The 18,290-nt window shown below is 60.6% G+C and carries 14 protein-coding genes; 6 read left to right on the top strand and 8 right to left on the bottom strand.

Features of this window, described 5'->3' with window-relative positions; all coding sequences use genetic code 11:
• Window positions 1-220: 220 nt before the first annotated feature.
• The 3 genes from CHB77_RS16770 to CHB77_RS16760 are packed head-to-tail and all read right to left on the bottom strand — an operon-like array spanning window position 221 to window position 5,713.
• A complete protein-coding gene (locus CHB77_RS16770; protein ID WP_089389332.1) occupies window positions 221-3,517 on the bottom strand; it encodes an error-prone DNA polymerase in 3,297 nt (1,098 codons plus the stop codon).
• A complete protein-coding gene (locus CHB77_RS16765; RefSeq protein WP_089389331.1) occupies window positions 3,514-5,037 on the bottom strand; it encodes a Y-family DNA polymerase in 1,524 nt (507 codons plus the stop codon). The genes CHB77_RS16770 and CHB77_RS16765 overlap by 4 nt, the downstream gene beginning before the upstream one ends.
• A complete protein-coding gene (locus CHB77_RS16760) occupies window positions 4,952-5,713 on the bottom strand; it encodes an ImuA family protein (RefSeq protein WP_089389330.1) in 762 nt (253 codons plus the stop codon). The genes CHB77_RS16765 and CHB77_RS16760 overlap by 86 nt, the downstream gene beginning before the upstream one ends.
• Before the next feature lie 230 nt (window positions 5,714-5,943).
• On the opposite strand from CHB77_RS16760, the gene CHB77_RS16755 reads away from it, so the two are divergent.
• On the top strand, window positions 5,944-6,975 hold the full coding sequence (locus tag CHB77_RS16755; RefSeq protein WP_089389329.1) for an IS110 family RNA-guided transposase: 1,032 nt from the start codon (window positions 5,944-5,946) through the stop codon (window positions 6,973-6,975).
• A gap of 217 nt (window positions 6,976-7,192) precedes the next feature.
• Window positions 7,193-7,888 (top strand): SOS response-associated peptidase, encoded by a 696-nt coding sequence (locus tag CHB77_RS16750; RefSeq protein WP_342351779.1) that lies wholly within the window; start codon window positions 7,193-7,195, stop codon window positions 7,886-7,888.
• Between the two features lie 85 nt (window positions 7,889-7,973).
• Here CHB77_RS16750 and CHB77_RS16745 read toward each other — a convergent pair whose 3' ends face one another.
• On the bottom strand, window positions 7,974-8,498 hold the full coding sequence (locus CHB77_RS16745; protein ID WP_089389327.1) for a thermonuclease family protein: 525 nt from the start codon (window positions 8,496-8,498) through the stop codon (window positions 7,974-7,976).
• Window positions 8,499-9,246: 748 nt separating this feature from the next.
• On the opposite strand from CHB77_RS16745, the gene CHB77_RS16740 reads away from it, so the two are divergent.
• Together CHB77_RS16740 and CHB77_RS18180 are read left to right on the top strand one after the other, a co-directional pair.
• A complete protein-coding gene (locus CHB77_RS16740; RefSeq protein WP_244898844.1) occupies window positions 9,247-11,892 on the top strand; it encodes a TrlF family AAA-like ATPase in 2,646 nt (881 codons plus the stop codon).
• A gap of 668 nt (window positions 11,893-12,560) precedes the next feature.
• Window positions 12,561-13,634 carry a hypothetical protein gene (locus CHB77_RS18180; RefSeq protein WP_141133742.1) on the top strand — a complete coding sequence of 358 codons (1,074 nt, stop codon included), beginning with the start codon at window positions 12,561-12,563 and terminating at the stop codon, window positions 13,632-13,634.
• A gap of 762 nt (window positions 13,635-14,396) precedes the next feature.
• On the opposite strand, the gene CHB77_RS16735 is transcribed toward CHB77_RS18180, so the two are convergent.
• Window positions 14,397-14,786: a type II toxin-antitoxin system VapC family toxin gene (locus CHB77_RS16735; RefSeq protein WP_089389326.1), complete on the bottom strand. Its 390-nt coding sequence runs from the start codon at window positions 14,784-14,786 to the stop codon at window positions 14,397-14,399.
• On the bottom strand, window positions 14,779-15,027 hold the full coding sequence (locus tag CHB77_RS16730; protein WP_089389325.1) for an AbrB/MazE/SpoVT family DNA-binding domain-containing protein: 249 nt from the start codon (window positions 15,025-15,027) through the stop codon (window positions 14,779-14,781). Before CHB77_RS16730 ends, CHB77_RS16735 begins: the two co-directional genes overlap by 8 nt.
• A 254-nt stretch (window positions 15,028-15,281) precedes the next feature.
• Here CHB77_RS16730 and CHB77_RS16725 point away from each other — a divergent pair, with 254 nt between their 5' ends.
• Window positions 15,282-15,854, top strand: a complete 573-nt coding sequence (locus tag CHB77_RS16725; RefSeq protein WP_089389324.1) for a recombinase family protein — start codon at window positions 15,282-15,284, stop codon at window positions 15,852-15,854.
• A 298-nt stretch (window positions 15,855-16,152) separates the two neighbouring features.
• On the opposite strand, the gene CHB77_RS18425 is transcribed toward CHB77_RS16725, so the two are convergent.
• Complete coding sequence (locus tag CHB77_RS18425; protein ID WP_089389322.1) at window positions 16,153-16,497, bottom strand: MliC family protein; 345 nt, start codon at window positions 16,495-16,497, stop codon at window positions 16,153-16,155.
• 153 nt (window positions 16,498-16,650) lie between these two features.
• Here CHB77_RS18425 and CHB77_RS18170 point away from each other — a divergent pair, with 153 nt between their 5' ends.
• Window positions 16,651-17,022 (top strand): FUSC family protein, encoded by a 372-nt coding sequence (locus CHB77_RS18170; RefSeq protein WP_176430365.1) that lies wholly within the window; start codon window positions 16,651-16,653, stop codon window positions 17,020-17,022.
• Window positions 17,023-17,259: 237 nt separating this feature from the next.
• On the opposite strand, the gene CHB77_RS16705 is transcribed toward CHB77_RS18170, so the two are convergent.
• Window positions 17,260-17,841: a recombinase family protein gene (locus tag CHB77_RS16705; protein ID WP_089389321.1), complete on the bottom strand. Its 582-nt coding sequence runs from the start codon at window positions 17,839-17,841 to the stop codon at window positions 17,260-17,262.
• Between the last annotated feature and the right edge of the window lie 449 nt (window positions 17,842-18,290).

Below are 18,290 nucleotides of genomic sequence, written 5' to 3'. Positions count from 1 at the left end.
TCAAAAAATAAGCTTCGAAGAATTCAAACCTCAACTCGGAAGATCAAGCAAGATGAAGGTTCTAATACTTAAACCATCAAGCGAGGCAGATATGCTTTTTATACAATGGCCACCGGCAGATCGTTGATCTGTGTGGTGATCGCCTGTCAGGGCACACGATCCAGGATCGCTCGTTACCCTTGCGGCCGAGAAGGTTAAGGGTACAGCACAGCCATAGACTTTACCGAAAATCCCGCCCCTTCACCCGGATCGTGTCGAGATGCAGGTCACGGACGAACATGTCGCGCGGCCGGGGTCCGTCGGGTGCCGGACCGCGCGGATCCGGAGCCGGACTACCACGGTGGAACTCGTCGCCCCGGCCATGGGGCAAGGGAAACACGGTCCCCCGTGCTCCGACACTCGAAAGCTCCTTCGACAAATCCTCGATCCGATGGACCACGAAATGCACCACCTCGCCCTCCCGCTGGATGCGCCCTTGCACGCCGATCATGCCGGCGCTGAGCACGATACGTCGGTGTGCCTCGAACACTTTTGCCCACACCACAAGGTTGGCGACGCCGGTTTCGTCCTCCAGCGTGATGAACATCACCCCCTTGGCCGACCCGGGCCGCTGCCGGACTAGCACCAGGCCGGCGGTGGCACACCAGCCGCGGTCGCGGCTGGCCATGGCCTCGGCGCAGGTGATGACCTTCCGCTCCTTCAGCGTCTCCCGCAGGAACGAAACGGGGTGCCGGCGCAGGCTGAGACCGGTGTGGCCGTAGTCTTCCGCCACCTCGCGGCCCAAGGTCATCGGACGGAGCGCGACAGTGGGTTCCTCTGCTTCCGGTGCGGCTTCATCAGCCTGCCGCTCTGACGCTTGCCGCGCTGCGGCAAAGAGCGGCAGTTCCTCGGGTCCGAGCCCCTTGATGGCCCAGAGCGCCTCCCGGCGGCTGAGCCCGAGCGAAGGCCTGAAGCCGTCGGCTTCAGCAATGCGGGTGAGGCTGGCGACCGGCACGCGCACCCGGCGCCACAGATCCTCCACTGAGGCAAAGGGCTGATCGGCCCGCCCCGCCACGATGGCGGCGGCATGGCTGTTCGCCAACCCCTTGATCATCCGCAGCCCGAGCCGAACCGCAAAGCGGCTGCCCTCGTCGCCTGGCCGTCCCGTGGGCTCCAGCGTGCAGTCCCAGCGGGAAGCGTTGATGCAGACCGGCCGGATCTCGACGCCGTGGTCTCGGGCATCGCGCACGATCTGCGCGGGCGCATAAAAGCCCATGGGTTGGGAGTTCAGCAGCGCCGCGCAGAAGGCATCGGGGTGCCAGCACTTGAGCCAGGCCGACGCATAGGCCACGAGCGCGAAGGAGGCGGCATGGCTTTCCGGAAAGCCGTAGGAGCCGAAGCCCTCGAGCTGGCGGAACGTGCGCTCGGCGAAGTCGGGATCGTAGCCGCGGGCCACCATGCCGGAGACGAGCTTGTCCTTGAAGGCAGACACCCCACCGGTGAACTTGAAGGTGGCCATGGACTTGCGCAGCATGTCGGCCTCGCCCGGGGTGAAGCCCGCGCATTCGATCGCGACCCGCATGGCCTGCTCCTGGAAGAGGGGCACGCCCAGGGTCTTGCCCAGAACCTTTTCCAGCTCAGAGGTGGGATAGTCGACCGGCTCCTTGCCCTCGCGCCTGCGCAGGTAGGGGTGGACCATGTCGCCCTGGATGGGGCCAGGACGGACGATGGCCACCTGCACCACGAGGTCATAGTAGGTGCGGGGCTTCAGCCGCGGCAGCATGGCCATCTGCGCCCGGCTCTCGATCTGGAAGGTGCCCAGCGTATCGGCCTTCCTGATCATCGCATAGGTGCGCGGGTCCTCGGCCGGGATGGAGGCTAGGTCGTGGGCGATGCCCTTGTGCGCGGCGATCAGCTCCAGGCCCTTGGCCATGCAGGTGAGCATGCCGAGCGCCAGCACATCGACCTTCATGAAGCGGAGCGCGTCGATGTCGTCCTTGTCCCATTCGATGATCTGCCGGTCTTCCATGGCGGCAGGCTCGATCGGCACCAGATCATCCAGACGATCCTGGGTCAGCACAAACCCGCCCGGGTGCTGCGAAAGATGCCGGGGAAAGCCCATGAGCTGCCGGGCCAGCTCCAGCGTCAGCCGCAGACGCCTGTCAGTGGGGTCCAGGTTCAACTCACGGATCTGTTCGTCGCTCACGCCCTCCTCGGACCAGGCCCAGATCTGGCCGGAGAGGGTCTGGATCAGGTCCTCAGGCAGGCCCATGACCTTGCCGACATCGCGCAGCGCACCCTTGGCCCGGTAGCGGATCACCGTGGCACACAGCGCGGCGCGTTCCCGCCCATAGGTCTCATAAACCCACTGGATCACCTCCTCGCGGCGCTCGTGCTCGAAGTCCACGTCGATGTCGGGCGGCTCGTGGCGTTCCTCGGACACAAACCGCTCGAAGAGGAGGTCGTTGCGGCCGGGGTCGATGGCGGTGATGCCCAGCACATAGCAGACGGCGGAGTTCGCGGCCGAGCCGCGTCCCTGGCAGAGGATGCCGCGGGAGCGGGCAAATCGGACGATGGCGTGGACGGTGAGGAAGTAGGGCGCATAGTCCAGCTTGGCGATCAGGCGCAACTCGTGCGCCAGGGTCGCCTTTACTTCGTCGGGCACCCCCTCAGGATAGCGCTCCGCCGCCCCCTCCCAGGTCAGCCGCTCCAGGGTCTCCTGCGGGGTCAGCGTGGGATCGTCGCGCTCCTCGGGATACTGGTAACGCAGTTCATCGAGCGAGAAGCGGCAGCGGGACACGATCTCCGCCGTCCGCGCCAGAGCCTCCGGGTAGCGCGAGAAGAGCCGCTGCATCTCTGCGGGCGGCTTCAGATACCGGTCGGCATGGCGTTCGCGGCGAAAGCCGAGGATTTCGACAGTCACATTGTGGCGGATGGCGGTGACCACATCCTGCAGGATGCGCCGTCCGGGCTCGTGATAGAGCACGTCGTTGGTGACGACCGTGGGCACCCGCAGGCGCGCGGCCATGGTGGAAAGCTCATGCAGCCGCAGCTGGTCATTGGGACGGCGGCGCAGGGTCAAGGCCAGATGGGCGCGGTCGCCGAAGACATCGTGCAGCCGGCGCAGGCGGAGCGCGCAGGTGTCGTCCGCCATGTCCGGCACCAGCACCGCAATCAGCCCTTCGGCATGCTCCACCACATCTGCCCAATCGAGATGGCACCGGCCCTTGCCGGCGCGGGACTTGCCGAGGGTGAGCAAGCGGCAGAGCCGGGCATAAGCGGCCCTGTCGGTCGGATAAACCAGCAGCGACGTGCCGCAAGCCAGATCCAGGCGGCAGCCGACGATCAGCCGGACATTCGTGGTCTTTGCCGCCTCCCAGGCGCGGACGATGCCGGCCAGGGAATTGCGATCGGTGATGGCAAGCACCTCGAAGCCCTGAGCCGCCGCGGTGGCGAACAGTTCCTCGGCCGAAGATGCTCCCCTGAGAAAGCTGAACTGCGACGTCACCTGCAATTCGGCATAGCGCGGTCCGGTCATCCGAACACCCCGTGCAGGAACCAGTGGTGCGAGCCGGTCCCTGCGTTCTCACCGTCGCCGGCCCGGAACACCCAGTAGCGCTCGCCGGCCTCATCCTCGATGCAGAAGTAGTCCCGCACGGCAATCAATTCGGCGTCGCGCTTCCACCATTCGCCGAAGACCCGCTCGGGCCCATCGGCGCGGGCCACCTTGCGGCGGACGCCCCGCCAGGCGATCCAGACCGGCGGATGATCGGGCAGCAGCGCCACCGTCTCGATCGGCTCGGGCCAGGGCAGCAGGCGCGCGGGCCGCGGCCAGTGATCGGGCCAGCCGACGCCCACAGGATCGGACAAGGGCGCGACGCGGGTGACGGAGCGTTCCGGAACGTCGCTGGCAACAGGGGCCATGCGGTAGACGCCCCGTGCGCCCACGCGGTTCGCCAGCACGTCGACGAGACCGGACAGATCAGGTGCGGTGGTTTCCAGAAGCGAGCTAGCCACTTGCCGGGCCTCCAGCGACTCCACCATCACAGCGGTCAGCGACAGGATCTCGATACCAAAGCCCGGCGAGATGGTCTCGATCTTCTCGCAGAGGAGCCGCGTCAGCCGTTGCGGGTCACGCTGCGGCTTGGCCAAACCCACGCGCACGGTCTGCACATGGGCATCGACCCGCCAACAGAGGAGATCGAGCCGGCGTGCCCCGAGGCCGCGCTCTTCGAGCGCTGCGCAGAGCTGGATGACCAGCTTGCCGATATACCGGGCAATGGTCTCGGCGGCGGCGATCGGTTCGGCGAAGCTGCGGCGCACCTCGACGAGTTCGGTCGGGCGCAGCGGCTCGATGGGTTCAGCAACATGGCCAAGCGCCTGATCCAATCTGCGGCAGAGGTCCGGGCCGAACCGCCGGGTCAGCGGCGCACGGGGTTGATGGAGCAGATCGGCGATACAGGCAAAGCCCAGGGTGCGCAGGCTGGCCAGCGTCGCAAGTGGCAGCCGCAGGGCCTCGAGAGGAAGACGAGCGAGCAAGGTCTCGGCCGTGCCCGGCTCGGCCACATGCAGCGGATCAGGCCCATGCCGGGCCAGGGCATGAGCGGCGCCCCAGGTCTCGGCGATGGCCGCGCGAGCCGTGACGCCCGACATCATCAGCCGACCGATCAGCGCCTCCAGCATGGCTGCCTCGCCGCCATGCAGATGATCGGCGCCGGTCGAGTCGATGACGATGCCGTCCGGCGGATCGACGGCAACAATCGGCGAAAACCGTTGCAGCACCCACAGTGCCAGCCGTTCAAGACTGGCCGCATCGTCGTCAGGAGAAGCGGGCAGGACCTGCAAGCCCGGGACCAGGGCCTGGGCCTTGCTGACCGGCATGCCGATGTGCAGGCCTTGCTGCTGCGCAATCCTGTCGGCGGCGGTGACCACGCGGCGGCTGCCGACCCGGCCCGCCAGGATCAGTGGCGCGTCAGGCGAAGGCGCCGTATCGTCCGCCTGCCGCCGCAGCCGATCGGTCGGCCACAGCGGCAGGAAGACCGAGATGACCCGTGCCATCGCACGCCTCCAGTTCCAGATCGAAGGATTCGCCCGCCCGCGCCCGGATCAGCTCGATGAGCCAGCGGGGGCGGCCCACGCCGGGGACGGGCAGGGCGGCCGAGGGCAAAACGGACACCCGCCAACGGGTCATGGCCGCAGTCGGCTGGCCGAAGTCGGACGCATCCTGCTGCCTGCGCCAGCGGCGCAAGGCAATGCCGGTGGTGCCGGACCCCTTGGCCGCGAGATGCAGCCGGCGCGAGGCGGTCATCGACAGCCGCGCCACATCGGCGACCACCGCGCCCAACCCGCCATGGCGCAGGCCTTCCTCCATGCAGGCCAGCACCGACACATCATCCCCGGCCTCGACATAGATCACCCGGTCCGGGCCCAGGCCCGCCTGCTCAAGACCCGGCGCAAACAGATCCGCCTGCGTGACGCACCAGAGCACCTGGCCCGGCAGACGCGCGGCAATCCCGGCCGCAAAGCAAGAGGCTGCCGCTCCGTCCACCGCGCCATTGCCGCCGCCCGCCACCTCGTGCAGGCAGCCGAGCGCCAAGCCGCCCCCCGGCAGGCGGCGGTCCAGATCGGGCAGGCCAAAGGGCAGGGCACCACGCGACCGTCCACCGTCACCTTCCATGGCCGCGATCTGCTGACGCAGGGCGGCGATGGCAGGAGTGGAGGTCCGGGCAGACATGACAGAAAGGAGCTCCCGCGAGGTTGAAAACGAACCGGTATGTTCCTGTTTTGTTCCAAAGAAGCAGAGGCCGTCAATCCCAGCAAGGTATTGAACTGGGGATATCTCATCTGCCGGGCTGCGTTATGCTGCTGAAAACTGCGGAGTCCGCGATGTGCTGGTGTGGACGGCTCCTCGCCCCACCTGCGCTATGGTCGTGAGACCGAAACCGCAAAAGCGAGGAGAGATCGATGAAGAACCCACCAGTTCGCATTGGCATGGATACGTCAAAGTCCGTCTTCCAGTTACACGGCGTTGACGCTGACGAAATCGTTGTTGTTCGTAGATCCTTTCGGCGATCCGAGATGATCCATTATTTCGAGAAACTGCCGCCTGCACTCGTCGCCATCGAGTCCTGCGGCAGCTCACATCACTGGGCGAGGTTACTTACCTCACTCGGTCATGATGTGAAGCTGATACCGCCCCAATACGTGAAACCCTATGTGAAGCGGGGCAAGAATGATGCCGCCGATGCAGCGGCTCTTTGTGAAGCTGTCACCCGGCCGAGTATGCGTTTCGTGCCGATCAAGTCCGAGGAGCAACAGGCAGCCTGTATGCTGATGACCGTTCGAGAGCGTCTGGTCAGTGTCAAGTCGCAGCTTTCGAACGCGTTTCGCAGCTATGCCGCCGAATTTGGCATAGTTGGAGCCGCCGGTCGGCAGAACGTCCATGCCCTGATCCGGCGTGTTCTGGACGACGAGTCGCTGCCCGAGTTGGCGCGAGAGCTCTTCCGTTTTCAGGCCAAGGAGTACGCGGCGGTCGAAGCGCGTCTGGAGGAGATCGAAACCAGGCTCATGAAATGGCATCGCGAGAATGAGGCTAGCCGGCGCATCGCGACAATTCCCGGGATAGGACCAATCGGGGCGACGATGCTTAGCATGAAAGCGCCACCTGCCGAAAGCTTCCGATCTGGCCGAGATTTTGCCGCCTGGATAGGTCTGACACCGCGGGATCATTCCACTGGTGGGCGAATGCGACACGGCGGCATCACCAAGGCCGGTGACGCAGCGCTCCGATCTGTACTTGTCGTGGGAGCCACGGCGCTGCTCAGGCATATTAGGGCTGGTCGACACAAGCCGACAGCCTGGCTAGCGGCACTGCTTGAGCGCAAGCCCCCGAAGTTGGTCGCGGTGGCACTGGCCAACAAGTTCGCCCGGATCGCCTGGCGCCTGATGATGTCGGGCGGAATTTACAGTCGACCATCTGACAGCATGGCAGCATAATAGAAATCAGGCTTCGGAGGACCGATGGTCCCCGGATAGCCTCACCAGTCTTGCAGGACGCACGAGATGGAAAAACCAATCGGTCGATACGCGCGTAATTCCGAAGATTACACTGGCCCGAGCGAGGTCGCCAATGTGCTTGGAGCGGGCGTAGCGCACACCATCTGGGCCAGCGAACTCTCTTCGCGCAAACAGGCCGGACATCTGATAGCAAGCGATTTGGTTAGAAGTCTGCTGCAATCCTGACAAGAGAGGGGCCGTCCACATCTGCAATCTCTACAACCTGACCACCAACCAGCAGGCGATCCGTGATATGGCGCGGGTGATGCAGGACAGCCTGGGCAACTTGGAGCCGGACCTCGACGTCTATCCCGACCGGCCCGCGCCGGTGGTGCGCAACACGGCCCAAGGGCGCGAGCTGGCCCGGCTGACCTGGGGCATGCCCACGCCGCCGCAGTTCCTGAAGACGAAAGATGCGCCCGATACCGGGGTCACCAACATCCGCAACACCGCCAGTCCGCATTGGCGCCGCTGGCTGACCGCGGAACACCGCTGCCTGGTGCCGGCAACCGCCTTCTCGGAATATGGCCAAAAGCCCGATCCGGCCACCAGGCGCAAGCCGCTGCACTGGTTCGCCCTGGACGAGACACGGCCCCTGTTCTTTTTCGCGGGCCTCTGGACGCCGTGGCGAGGGGTCCGCGGCTCGATGAAGACGCCGCGTCCCGGCGAGCATCACCTTTTCGCCTTCCTGACCTGCGAGCCGAACGCGGTGGTCAAGCCGATCCACCCCAAGGCCATGCCAGTGATCCTGACCACCGAGGACGAGATCGAGATGTGGATGACGGCGGATTGGGAAAAGGCGCAGGTCCTGCAAAGGCCGCTGGCGGAGGAGAACCTTGTGGTCGTGGCGTAGCGCCGTTGCAGGCCAACTGTCTTTGCGTCGCGATGGCGGTGGGTGAAACACCCCGGCCCGCCGGACCTGCGGCTGTCGAACGCTTTCAACCGCGGGTTTGGGACGCCTCCATCTTGAGCCGACCCTTGTGCTTGGCATCGACGCGCCACAATTTTTTGCGGACTCCATCCGGCTCGAGATGCCGATAGCTTCCTCCTGAAAACCTGGCCCAATCGAGGGCCAGTCCCTGCGCGACCAGGGCGGCCGACAGGTCCGTCCCATCCGGCAGAAGACATTTCGCGACGACGCGCTCGTAGGTCATGCCTTCGGTCAGGATCGCCCGGACGGTTTGGCCCTTGCACAAGGCGATCATCGCGAACTTCGCCTTCTGGCCATAGGGCTGATCGAGCTCCGGCGCGTCGATGCCGGCCAGCCGGATGTGAGTGCCGGCGATGACGATCGTGTCGCCGTCGATGACATGGCAGCGGCCTTCCAGAACCTGGCCGGCCCGGAGCTGCGGCGCGGCCGGCCGGGGCTTGCCGGGTTCGGTTCGAGGCAGCGCCGGTGCGGGGAACGGGCGGCGCGGGCGCCGTGAGGATGGCCGGAAAAGCCGCAAGAGAAAGCCGATCATGTCGTCACCATTGAAGAAAGGACCTCGCGGGGCGCGAAGGCTGGCCCAGCGAAATGTGCAGCAGGGTCGGGATCCTTGCTTCCGCCTTGCGTCCCTGGTGTGCCATCCGCCTGTCCTGTCGTCGGCTCCAGGCTGCGCCTGGAGGTTCATATCGTGCAAAAGGATGCCTGACGGGGGTAAAAGAAGGGTTAAGGGCGCAGAGGCGCACGCGTTTTCCGCTCGGCGTGCTTCCGGCCGATCAGGGAACCACCGTTTGCCGGACACTCGCCCTGAACATGCAAGGATGACTTGGCAAACTTCTTCCGGGTGAAGCGAAACGGGTAGAAAGGGCGGAGAGCCGCCTGACCGCAGTGCAGCATACTAAGGCTCTCAGGAGGCAGGAGCGGACGTTTGACGCCGTCGCAGCGCGTCCAGCGCCAGATTAGTCACGACGGGCGGAGAGCCGCGTGACGGCATTGCGGCATGGCAGCCGCCGCCAAAGCGTGAGACCAGCCATTCAGATTGATGGTCGCTAGCACTGAATCCGGGACTACTTAACGAACATAGGGTCAACTGCCACTAAGTGCTTCGAACGCAATTGCAGCGACCGCTCGGACGTGGTCGCGCTTGCACCCTACGGCATGTCACACTGCCGCCGCCCGCGCGTCGTTCCGGCCAACCGCGGGCCAGTCATCGCCCGACTTTACACAGACCCGCATTGCGTGGTCTTCTGGGAAACAAAAACTAATTGATCACAGGGATGTAGCGAATGAGTGAGGCACTTCAGAAACTCTTTGAACATGGCGCGAGGTGGGTGAGGGCAGATTTCCACCTGCACACACGAGCGGATAAGGAGTTTCGTTATGACGGCGATGCCGACCGTTTCGTCGCGAGCTATGTCGAGGCGCTTGAAGCTAACGGAACAAGCCTTGCCGTCATCACCAACCACAACAAATTTGACCTGGAAGAATTTAAGGCGCTGCGCAGGAAGGCGCGCAAAGCCGGTATCGGTGTGCTCCCGGGCGTGGAGCTGTCCGTTAAGGACGGCGCAAACGGCGTTCACACGCTTGTGGTATTTTCCGAAGCTTGGTTGGCGGATAGTCAGGACTACATCAACCAATTTCTTGGCGTAGCGTTTGCTGGGAAGGTTCCCGCGCAATACGAGCAGGAAAATGGACGTAGCAATGATGACCTGATCGAGACACTCAGAAAACTGGAAACCTACAACCGCGACTTCTTCATTATATTTGCGCACGTTGAAGCCAATAGTGGCCTGTGGAAGGAATTAAGCGGTGGGCGAATGGGCGAGCTTGCCGCCGAGCCGCTCATTCGAAAATATGTCCTTGGCTTCCAAAAAGTCCGCACCCATGACAAGCAGGATGGCGTATGCCGCACGAAGGTCAAAAGCTGGTGGGGCCATCAATATCCAGCCGAAGTGGAAGGCTCCGATGCAAAAGAGATTTCCGAAATCGGCAAGGGTAAGAAGGTTTATCTAAAGCTTGGCGATGTTGGTTTTGATGCAGTAAAGTTTGCGCTAACCGATCATACTTTCCGCGTTGCGCCGGATATACCGTCCATAGGCCATTCCCACATCACCGCCATTCGTTTTGAAGGCGGGTTGCTGGATGGTAGGCGTGTTACTTTCTCTCCGCATCTGAATTGTCTGATCGGAATTCAGGGCAGCGGAAAATCCTCTATCCTGGAAAGCGTGCGCTACGCGCTTGATATCCCATTTGGCGAAAAGGCGCAGGACAAGGAGTATAAGGATAAACTTCTGCCCCATGTCCTTAAAAGCGGCGGTAAAATAATTGTCGAAGCGACTGATCGGCATGGCGGCCGCTTTGAGATAAGGCGGATCTGGGGGCATTTGCCGGATGTTTATGTCGATGGTGCGCTGCGCCCCGGTGTCTCCATTAAGGAGACGATCATAGCCAAGCCGCTTTACTTCGGGCAGAAAGACCTCTCCGCTGCTGGAAAGGGCTTTGGGCACGATCTTGTCGAAAAGCTCATGGGCGATAGCCTGAAAGGTGTGCGGCAAAAGATTGAGGAATGCGCGAGCGACCTAAAGACGGCTATAGAGAATTTCAATTCTGTCCGCAGCGATGCGGAGGACAAGCAAGCGCTGGAAGATGAGCTCAAGGATGTTGAATTCAACCTAGAGCAATTCGACAAGCATGGCATAAAAGACAAGCTCGAAAAGCAATTGGCCTATAGCGAGGACTTGACCTACTGTCATGGTATTGACGAGACGGCAGCGGCTTGGCGCAAAACGATTGATGATGCTGCAACCCAGGCCGAAGAAGATTTCAAGCTGATAGAAGTTCATGCTTCCGATCAAAATGCTGATTTCTTCAAGCGCTACGCAGCTAAAGTGGAAGAACTGATAGGCACGGTTGCAACAGCCAAGGCTCTTGCTGCCACCATCGAGACCAAGTCAAGCGACCTAAATGAATTGCGCCAGGAGCTTGAACGCGTGCGCGACAGTCTAAAGGAAGAATTTGCCGAGACCGAGCGGGAACTGGTCAAAGCGCTGGACGAAAAGGGCGTTACCTCGATCCAGCCGGATGCCTATATCAAGCTTACGCAGCGCAAGCAGGAGCTTGAAGCTGAAATCGCCGAACTTGCCAAACGGACGGGAAAGGAAAAAACAAGGCTCGACGCCGTCTTGATCGCCATGACATCGCTGAATGATGCCTGGCACGATGAATTCACGCTAATCGCGGCGGCGCTGAAAATCATTAATGATTCGCAGGGATCACTGAGAGTAGATGCCGAGTTCAAGGGAGACCGCAACGCCTTCACGACCCATATCGATGGGTTGCTTAGAGGCAATAATCTTCGCAGGGAATACTATAATGCACTTGCCGAGGCTTACTTCGATTTTGGCGAGGTTTTTAAAGACCTCGAAAAGGCTTGTGCTCACGCCAAGGGGAAAAGAGAGGAATTTAAAAAGCTCTTCATAGCAAACCTCTACTCACTCATCTCCTATCAGGTGCCCAACAGCTATGCTGTGACGTATCATGGCAAAGCACTTCTGTCGCATTCCCTTGGTCAGCGCGCCTCTGCGATGATGCTCTTCCTGCTTAGCCAGAAGGGGAATGATCTTCTGCTCATCGATCAGCCGGAAGATGATCTTGATAGCCAAACCGTCTACGAGGAGGTGGTCAAGCTGCTTCGGCGGATCAAGCCAGACCAGCAATTCATCTTCGCGACACATAACGCGAATTTTCCGGTTCTCGGCGATGCCGAGACCATCACCACATGCAGCGCCAGCGATGATGAAATCAGCATATCGGTTGGCAATATCGACGATAAGTCCTGTCAGTCCAACGTCATTTCCATTATGGAGGGCGGTCCGGAGGCATTTGAACGCCGCAAGACGATCTATCAAATCTGGAAAGCCCGTGCCGTCTGACCATCTGTAAAAGAGCACGAAACGCTCCACCACTCTACCCTAGGCTATATTCGCCTCGGCTTTTACTGCACGCAGCTGTGGGGGGTCACTTCGTAGGCCCGTATGCAGCGCTGGCACACTCAGCTTTCCCAACCATGCTGCATGCCGTCATAGGTGTCCGGTCCGGGGAAGCCGTAGCGCAGCGAAAGCGAATCCAACGAACGGCCGGACTGGGCCGAGTGTGCGGGTCAGGAGCTGCCCCGCACACTCCCCGCCACCAGGGCCGGCAGATCGACAAGAATACCCCGTCGCCGACACTCATGCCAGCCGCGCGAATGCAGTCGCAGCGTGAGAGTCCGGCTCTTGCGGCCGTTCGTTCCAAGGGGCAGCAAATGACCGATCTGCAACCATTGCTGCCAGTTACTCCCGGCGAATTACTCCGTATGACGAGGACACAGCGGGACGAGAGCTTCCCTCTGCATCCAAAAGCTTCAGCTGAGGTTCCATATAAGACTCGAGACGTCCGAGGCACCAATATTCTATTGTCAGGTAGGGTGGTTTGCGCTATTTAGCTTTGGCGCGGTGGTCCAAGGGTGGGCACCTGCTCTTTATCGCAAGCCAAATTTTGCTTGCCATTCGTGATTAGCAGGGAAGCTGGCTCGACTCCAGTCCGCGCAACCAGGCAAAAAATGGATCAGAATCTTTATATCGCTCGCTCGCGGGCTGCCAAAATTTTTAAAGACCGGGCAGGCCATGCGAATTTCCGGTTAAACACGATTATGGTTGGATTGGAGGGGGTCAGATCTGGCCATATTAACAAACCTGAGGAGCTGGCAGTCTCTTGGGGTCCAAAAAATTTGGATTTTGCTGCGAAGTCTGCGAAAGGCTTTGCTATGGACGCCTCATTAGCGTTTCTTGTTGATGCTCTGGATACGTATCTACGAAATCTTGCTGCGTATCCCTCCCTAGTGCAGAACAACAAAGTGGAGAGCTTGCTCGTTGGAAAATTCGAAATCGACAAAAAAGGTTCTAGGCCAGCCGCCTCAAAGGATATCCAAGATTTAATTTCAAGAATAGAAAGCGTCCGCCAGTCACCTGCTGAACTGGAGGAATGTATTCGTAATTTTCAGCGCGCTCATTTTGGACAGCGAAAACGTCCGTCACTCAGAAAAAGGTTCGTGAGCGTTGCCAATCATGCTGCAACGGTTCGCGAAAGTTATGTTTCTGCTGTTGAACTATTGATTTCGTGGCGGAATAGGCACATCCACGGTGACGCCACAGAAGAGATTTCCGCTGAAACCAAAAAAATCCTCAAACGGGATGCAAAGTTCTTTTACGATAGCCACTCTCATTTAGATATAGAACGCGCACTGTCTGCTTATGAGTCTAGACAGTCGCCTAGCCTCAAAGAAATGTCATCACTAATATCCATTACACATCGGTCAGTCGCGTCGATAGATGTGGGAGTGATCAAGAAGTGCGAGATTTCTAAATTTGCGTTATCAGCGATTGCGCACAGTCTCCACTTAAGAGGCGGTATCGAGAGGGAAGTGAAGGACCTTTGGGGGAAGGACTGTGATCGACGTTATCGAAAACTTTCGTCCATACTCGAGCCTTATGGGATGACGTTACTTGGTGAACGTGACCCTAATCAAATGATAAACAGCCTATCGTCTAATGTTATACTTGAATTAGCAAAGCGATCAAAAGATGATGCGGTGCAAGCATTGCGTGATTCTAGACGCCTTGAACCCGCAGATTAAATCTTAACATTAAGGCGACATGTCCCGACCGACGTGTCGACAAATTATGCTTCTTGCTAAGGTTAGAGCAGGTTCACTAAGAATTATAGCATCACTGTGGTCTTCTGTGACGGCTTATCGGTTTCTGTCCGTTCCGGCTCCAAGTCGGTCGATTAGCTCCTATAGCGCTTGCGCTACTCGCTAGATGGCTACTTTTAATAGGCTACCCAGAGCATTTGCAATGACCGAATGGGAGAGGTGGTCGGTAGGCTTGGGCAATGCATAGTTGGGTGACCCACAAGCAATGTCCGCGTGCTGGCCTGCGCTATAGCCGCAGGTCGTGAACATTGCCGCAAATGCCAGCTTTTCGCCCTCAGGTTCGTCTTTGCGTTAAGACGATCGAAAGAGCTGCAGATGCAGCCAACGACCGGGAGGTTCCGCATAGCAGACAGTGCGCGGTCTCTTGCGCTGCGGCAAGGGCGAACGTCCGGTTTGGGGATCCTGCAAGGCGGCGTCAGACCAGGGCTGTCTGGCCGCAATGGGCCGAAATCTCGTTCCCGCCATGTAGGCTTCGCGCACACGATGTCTACTAAACGTTCCTCTGCCGGACTTGGCTGCCGGCGGGCGCCTGAGCCTCGCCATGGCTTTCTTTCCTGTCTGGAAACCGTGTCTGGAAATCAGTCGTCCAGGAAACCCTTTTTTTTGGTCCCGATCTGGAAGTTCCATCTGCCTGTCGGCCCGAGAAGGGCAGGGTGCAGGACGATGGTCCCATTCCACCGCCTGTCAGCCTCGGATCACCTCGACGGCTACACCGATATCCAGACCGCCCCAAGCCTGGTCCGCGGTCAGGGCGGGCATGCCGAGCTCGGCCGCCAGGGCAAGACAGGCCCGATCTCCAAGAGACAGTCCAAGGGTCCGGGTTGCCGGGCGAAGATGGCCAATGGCATACGCCTGGGCAGCGGTGAGAGGCCGGACATCGAGAGGGAGGCCTCCAAGCACGTCCTCCACCTCTTCGACGCTCAGGCCACGCTCACGCAGCTTGGACACGACCTCGGCAAGATTGGCGGCGCCGATTACTGCGGAAGGCAGGGCCTGCACAACACGCTCGCTGCCCGGCTCCCCATTCAGGAGGCAGAGCAGGGCCGAGGCGTCCAGGACTGCGGCCTTACTCACGCTCTGCCTGGCGCCGACGGTCGACGATCAATTCGTCTGCCAGTGACACCCCCTCGGGCACATGGCGCCGCAATATGGCTTGAGCCCTGGCAACGGCCTGCGGAAGCGAGCGGACACGCAACTCGCCACCCTCGACCTCGACAAGAACGGTGTCGCCTGTTGCAATCCCCAGTTCACGCCGCATGAGCGCGGGGATGACCAACTTGCCACCTTCGATGATCCGGACCCGCTGCGCTGTCATGGCTTATACCCCTTTTTGGGTCATCTTGCTTTGTCTGATACCTTCCAGTGTATATAGTATTGCCGAAGCAGAAAAGTCAGAAGGTTTCTGATCGGCAGGCAGTAGTTGGGCGACCATGTCACTGTGCTGTGTCACGTTTGGGCACACCTTCAGGTGACAGCTGGAAGTGACAGCTCAGGATGTCACAAATGAGTGGCATAATAGCGCTTGTGACAGTATCAGGACCTCAACCACCCTAACGTGACAGTTTGCCCATGCCTCGGATCGGATACGCCCGCGTCAGTACGTCCAGTCAGGATCTCGACATTCAGAAAGCCAAGCTGAAGGCGGCGGGCTGCGAAATCGTCCGTGCCGAAACCGGATCGGGGGCGACGCGCGACGGCCGCAGCGAACTGGCCACGGTTCTAGAGTTCCTGCGTGCAGGCGACGAGCTGGTCGTGCATCGTCTCGACCGTCTTGGCCGGTCAACACGCGACGTTCTGAACCTCGTACATGAACTGGATGCCAAGGGAGCGTCGCTCCGCATCCTCGAACCCGAAGTCACCACGGCCGGCGATATGGGGCGGATGGTCATCACCGTTCTCGGCATGGTGGCCGATATGGAGTTGAAGTTCATTCGTGATCGTCAGCGTGCCGGTATCGACGCCGCGAAGGGCAAGGGCGTCTACAAGGGGCGAGAGAAGCGGGTGGACGATGCGAAAATCCGTAACCTCGCATTAGACGGCATGTCTAAGGCCCAGATCGCCCGCGAGCTCGGCGTATCCCGGATGACGGTGTATCGGGCGATCGACGCCGGAGGCACCAAAGGAAATACCAAATTTAGGTGAAGCCAATGGCAGCGATGCGAGAGTTGGTGTGGGAAAACACGGTCAGCGTTCTTGCGACAAGGCCGTGCTGGCGGAGCTTCTTCGCTGAGCGGGTGACGGCCTTGCTCCTCTTCTTGCATCGCGTTGGTATGATCGTCGGATTGGTCGCGGGCGGGATTGCTGGTCGCGTCGGCGCGGTCAGCCATCTTGCAACGCGCAGCCTCGGGGCGGGCGTTTCCCTTGCAGGTATTGCCCTCGCCCTCAGCTGACAGCAGGTCTAAAAGAGCGATGCATATCCGCCCGCTGCCGGGTTCTGCGCCTACTGTTCGGCAGGTCCGCAGTCGAAGACGGTCCTGTCCTCCAGCGTGTCGATCAGCTGACCGGCCTCCCCCTTGATGATCCATTCGTACGGACCCGAGACATAGCGGGCACCCGATCCACTTACTACCTGCGCAAAAACCCGGGGACCTCCGTCAACAGGGACCAACGCCAAGGCATCGGTGTCGGAGGCAACGTAGACCACCGCCAGCGGCATGTTTCCGCCGCAATCATAGCGGGCCGTGATCACGTCATCCATGTCGAAGGCGATGGTGAGGGACGCATTTGCAAAGGCGATGGCGGGCATAAATGCAAAGAGGGTGGCGAACAGAGTGGGCCGTGGCATGGGGATGCCTTTCCATAGAGAATGACGCTTCTTCCCGAACTTATAACAGCCGGATCTAGTTACTATCCATCTACTGAAGCGAGACCAAGCCCCTTCCTCCCATAGCCGTGACATCCTGCCGGTTGCGGGATATCGGAGAGAATGGCACCAAGGATGAAGCATCTGTTCAAGCGTCACGGCTGGTGGGCGATCCATGCCCTTCGCATGACTGTCGCGGGCGTCGCCACGCTCTCGGTGGTTTACGCATTAGGGCTGACGGTGGAGCTTTCGGCGGTCATCAGCGCCATCGCCGTGACGCAGAGCAATATCGGCGGCACATTGGGCAAGGCATTCGAGCAGGGCGCGGGATCGTTCTTCGGCGCTGCCGTCGGTGTCGTCGTGGCCCTTATTCTGCGGCCGGACGATCCAGCCTCGATTGCTTTCGCGCCTTTGTCTGTGCTGGCGGCTTTTTCCGTGGGATTCGTGATCGGCCGTCTCCGAGGCGACCGACAGGAAACATATCCTCACCGTAATGGTGCAGCTTGACGTGGTGGCTGCGGCAGAGCCACCGCACGTTTAACGGCTCATCGTATCGGTCGTGATGGGCATCGACCTTGGCCGCGCCGCAGACCTCGCAGCCCTGCTTTTCCAAAGCGCCAGACATGAGCGCCCGCTGAACGGCAAGGTGGGCCTGGTACTTCGGCAGGTTGGTGCGGCGCCAGTTCGTCTGGCGGGTCTCGCTTTTGAGCGACGGTGGGCGCGGGGGCTTTGGATCATCCGCCATCACGCTGCCGCCGCCTGCCGGCCCAAGGTGCGATACACAGTCGGCCGCGAGATCGAAAACACCTCAGCCAGATCACTGATGGAATACTCCCCGGTGTCATACATGCGCCGCAGCTCCTGCTGCTGGCGATCCGACAGCTTCGGCTTCTTGCCGCGCAGCTTGCCCTTGGCGCGGGCCACGGCCATGCCCTCGCGGGTCCGCATTCGGATCAAGTCAGCCTCGAACTCGGCAAAGGTCGCAAGGATGTTGAAAAACAGCTTGCCCATCGGGTCTGTCGGATCATGGATGGCGCTGCCAAGCTGAAGCTTAATACCGCGCGCGGCCAGGTTATCGGCTATGTCGCGGGCGTCGGGAACGGAACGCGCCAGGCGGTCCAGTTTCGGGACGACCAGTGTGTCACCCTCCCGCAAGGCTGCAAGCGCTTGATCGAGACCAGGACGGGCGCGGTTCGTGCCGGTAAAGCCGTGGTCGGTGTAGATGCGATCGGATGCAACTCCGAAGCTGACAAGGCTGCCCTTCTGCGCAGCAAGATCTTGTTTGTCGGTGGAGCAGCGGGCGTAGCCGATCAAAATCTGTGTCATGCCCTAATCTGTAACAGTAGCCGTCCCTTCATTGCAAAAAATATCGGACCATTCATCTGAGATTTCGCGCTGCCAGCAAATGCTGGTCTTCAACCGGCCTGTTCAGCGGCAAGCTGGCTGTTCTCTCAACGATCCCCTTGCGGACGCTTCCACGGAAGGTTCGGAGCGTCGATTCTCCACACTGACGCTGCATGCCGCTATGGGACGTAGCCGACATTCAGTTTGCTGCAGAATTCTCACCATGTCCTAAACTACTATCAACGCGCCAAGCAGAATGTCCCTACGCCAATGCGGCATATTGATCGGGATCGAAGATGGAGAGCCGACGTTTGCCATTGACAGGACCACAGAACAGATAGTGTCCCAGCACGTGGTGTAGGAGGCCGCGCGCGGAGCCTTCGGCGTAGCGCAAGCCGCGCGGCCGTGGGTTACGCTGGCGGTCACCGCCG

Origin of the sequence: Paracoccus sediminis (assembly GCF_900188295.1) — a bacterium.
In the GTDB taxonomy this organism is placed as follows: domain Bacteria; phylum Pseudomonadota; class Alphaproteobacteria; order Rhodobacterales; family Rhodobacteraceae; genus Paracoccus; species Paracoccus sediminis.
The sequence above is the reverse complement of the archived record's forward strand: the minus strand, read 5'-3'. Positions and strand labels throughout refer to the sequence as shown.

Excerpts from the sequence above, each read along its gene's own strand:
- CHB77_RS16755 (WP_089389329.1), top strand. The coding sequence starts at position 5,944 with ATGAAGAACCCACCAGTTCGCATTGGCATGGATACGTCAAAGTCCGTC.
- CHB77_RS16760 (WP_089389330.1), bottom strand. The coding sequence starts at position 5,713 with ATGTCTGCCCGGACCTCCACTCCTGCCATCGCCGCCCTGCGTCAGCAG.
- CHB77_RS16770 (WP_089389332.1), bottom strand. The coding sequence starts at position 3,517 with ATGACCGGACCGCGCTATGCCGAATTGCAGGTGACGTCGCAGTTCAGC.
- CHB77_RS16725 (WP_089389324.1), top strand. The coding sequence starts at position 15,282 with ATGCCTCGGATCGGATACGCCCGCGTCAGTACGTCCAGTCAGGATCTC.
- CHB77_RS16745 (WP_089389327.1), bottom strand. The coding sequence starts at position 8,498 with ATGATCGGCTTTCTCTTGCGGCTTTTCCGGCCATCCTCACGGCGCCCG.
- CHB77_RS18425 (WP_089389322.1), bottom strand. The coding sequence starts at position 16,497 with ATGCCACGGCCCACTCTGTTCGCCACCCTCTTTGCATTTATGCCCGCC.
- CHB77_RS16740 (WP_244898844.1), top strand. The coding sequence starts at position 9,247 with ATGAGTGAGGCACTTCAGAAACTCTTTGAACATGGCGCGAGGTGGGTG.
- CHB77_RS16705 (WP_089389321.1), bottom strand. The coding sequence starts at position 17,841 with ATGACACAGATTTTGATCGGCTACGCCCGCTGCTCCACCGACAAACAA.
- CHB77_RS18170 (WP_176430365.1), top strand. The coding sequence starts at position 16,651 with ATGAAGCATCTGTTCAAGCGTCACGGCTGGTGGGCGATCCATGCCCTT.
- CHB77_RS18180 (WP_141133742.1), top strand. The coding sequence starts at position 12,561 with ATGGATCAGAATCTTTATATCGCTCGCTCGCGGGCTGCCAAAATTTTT.
- CHB77_RS16765 (WP_089389331.1), bottom strand. The coding sequence starts at position 5,037 with ATGGCACGGGTCATCTCGGTCTTCCTGCCGCTGTGGCCGACCGATCGG.
- CHB77_RS16730 (WP_089389325.1), bottom strand. The coding sequence starts at position 15,027 with ATGACAGCGCAGCGGGTCCGGATCATCGAAGGTGGCAAGTTGGTCATC.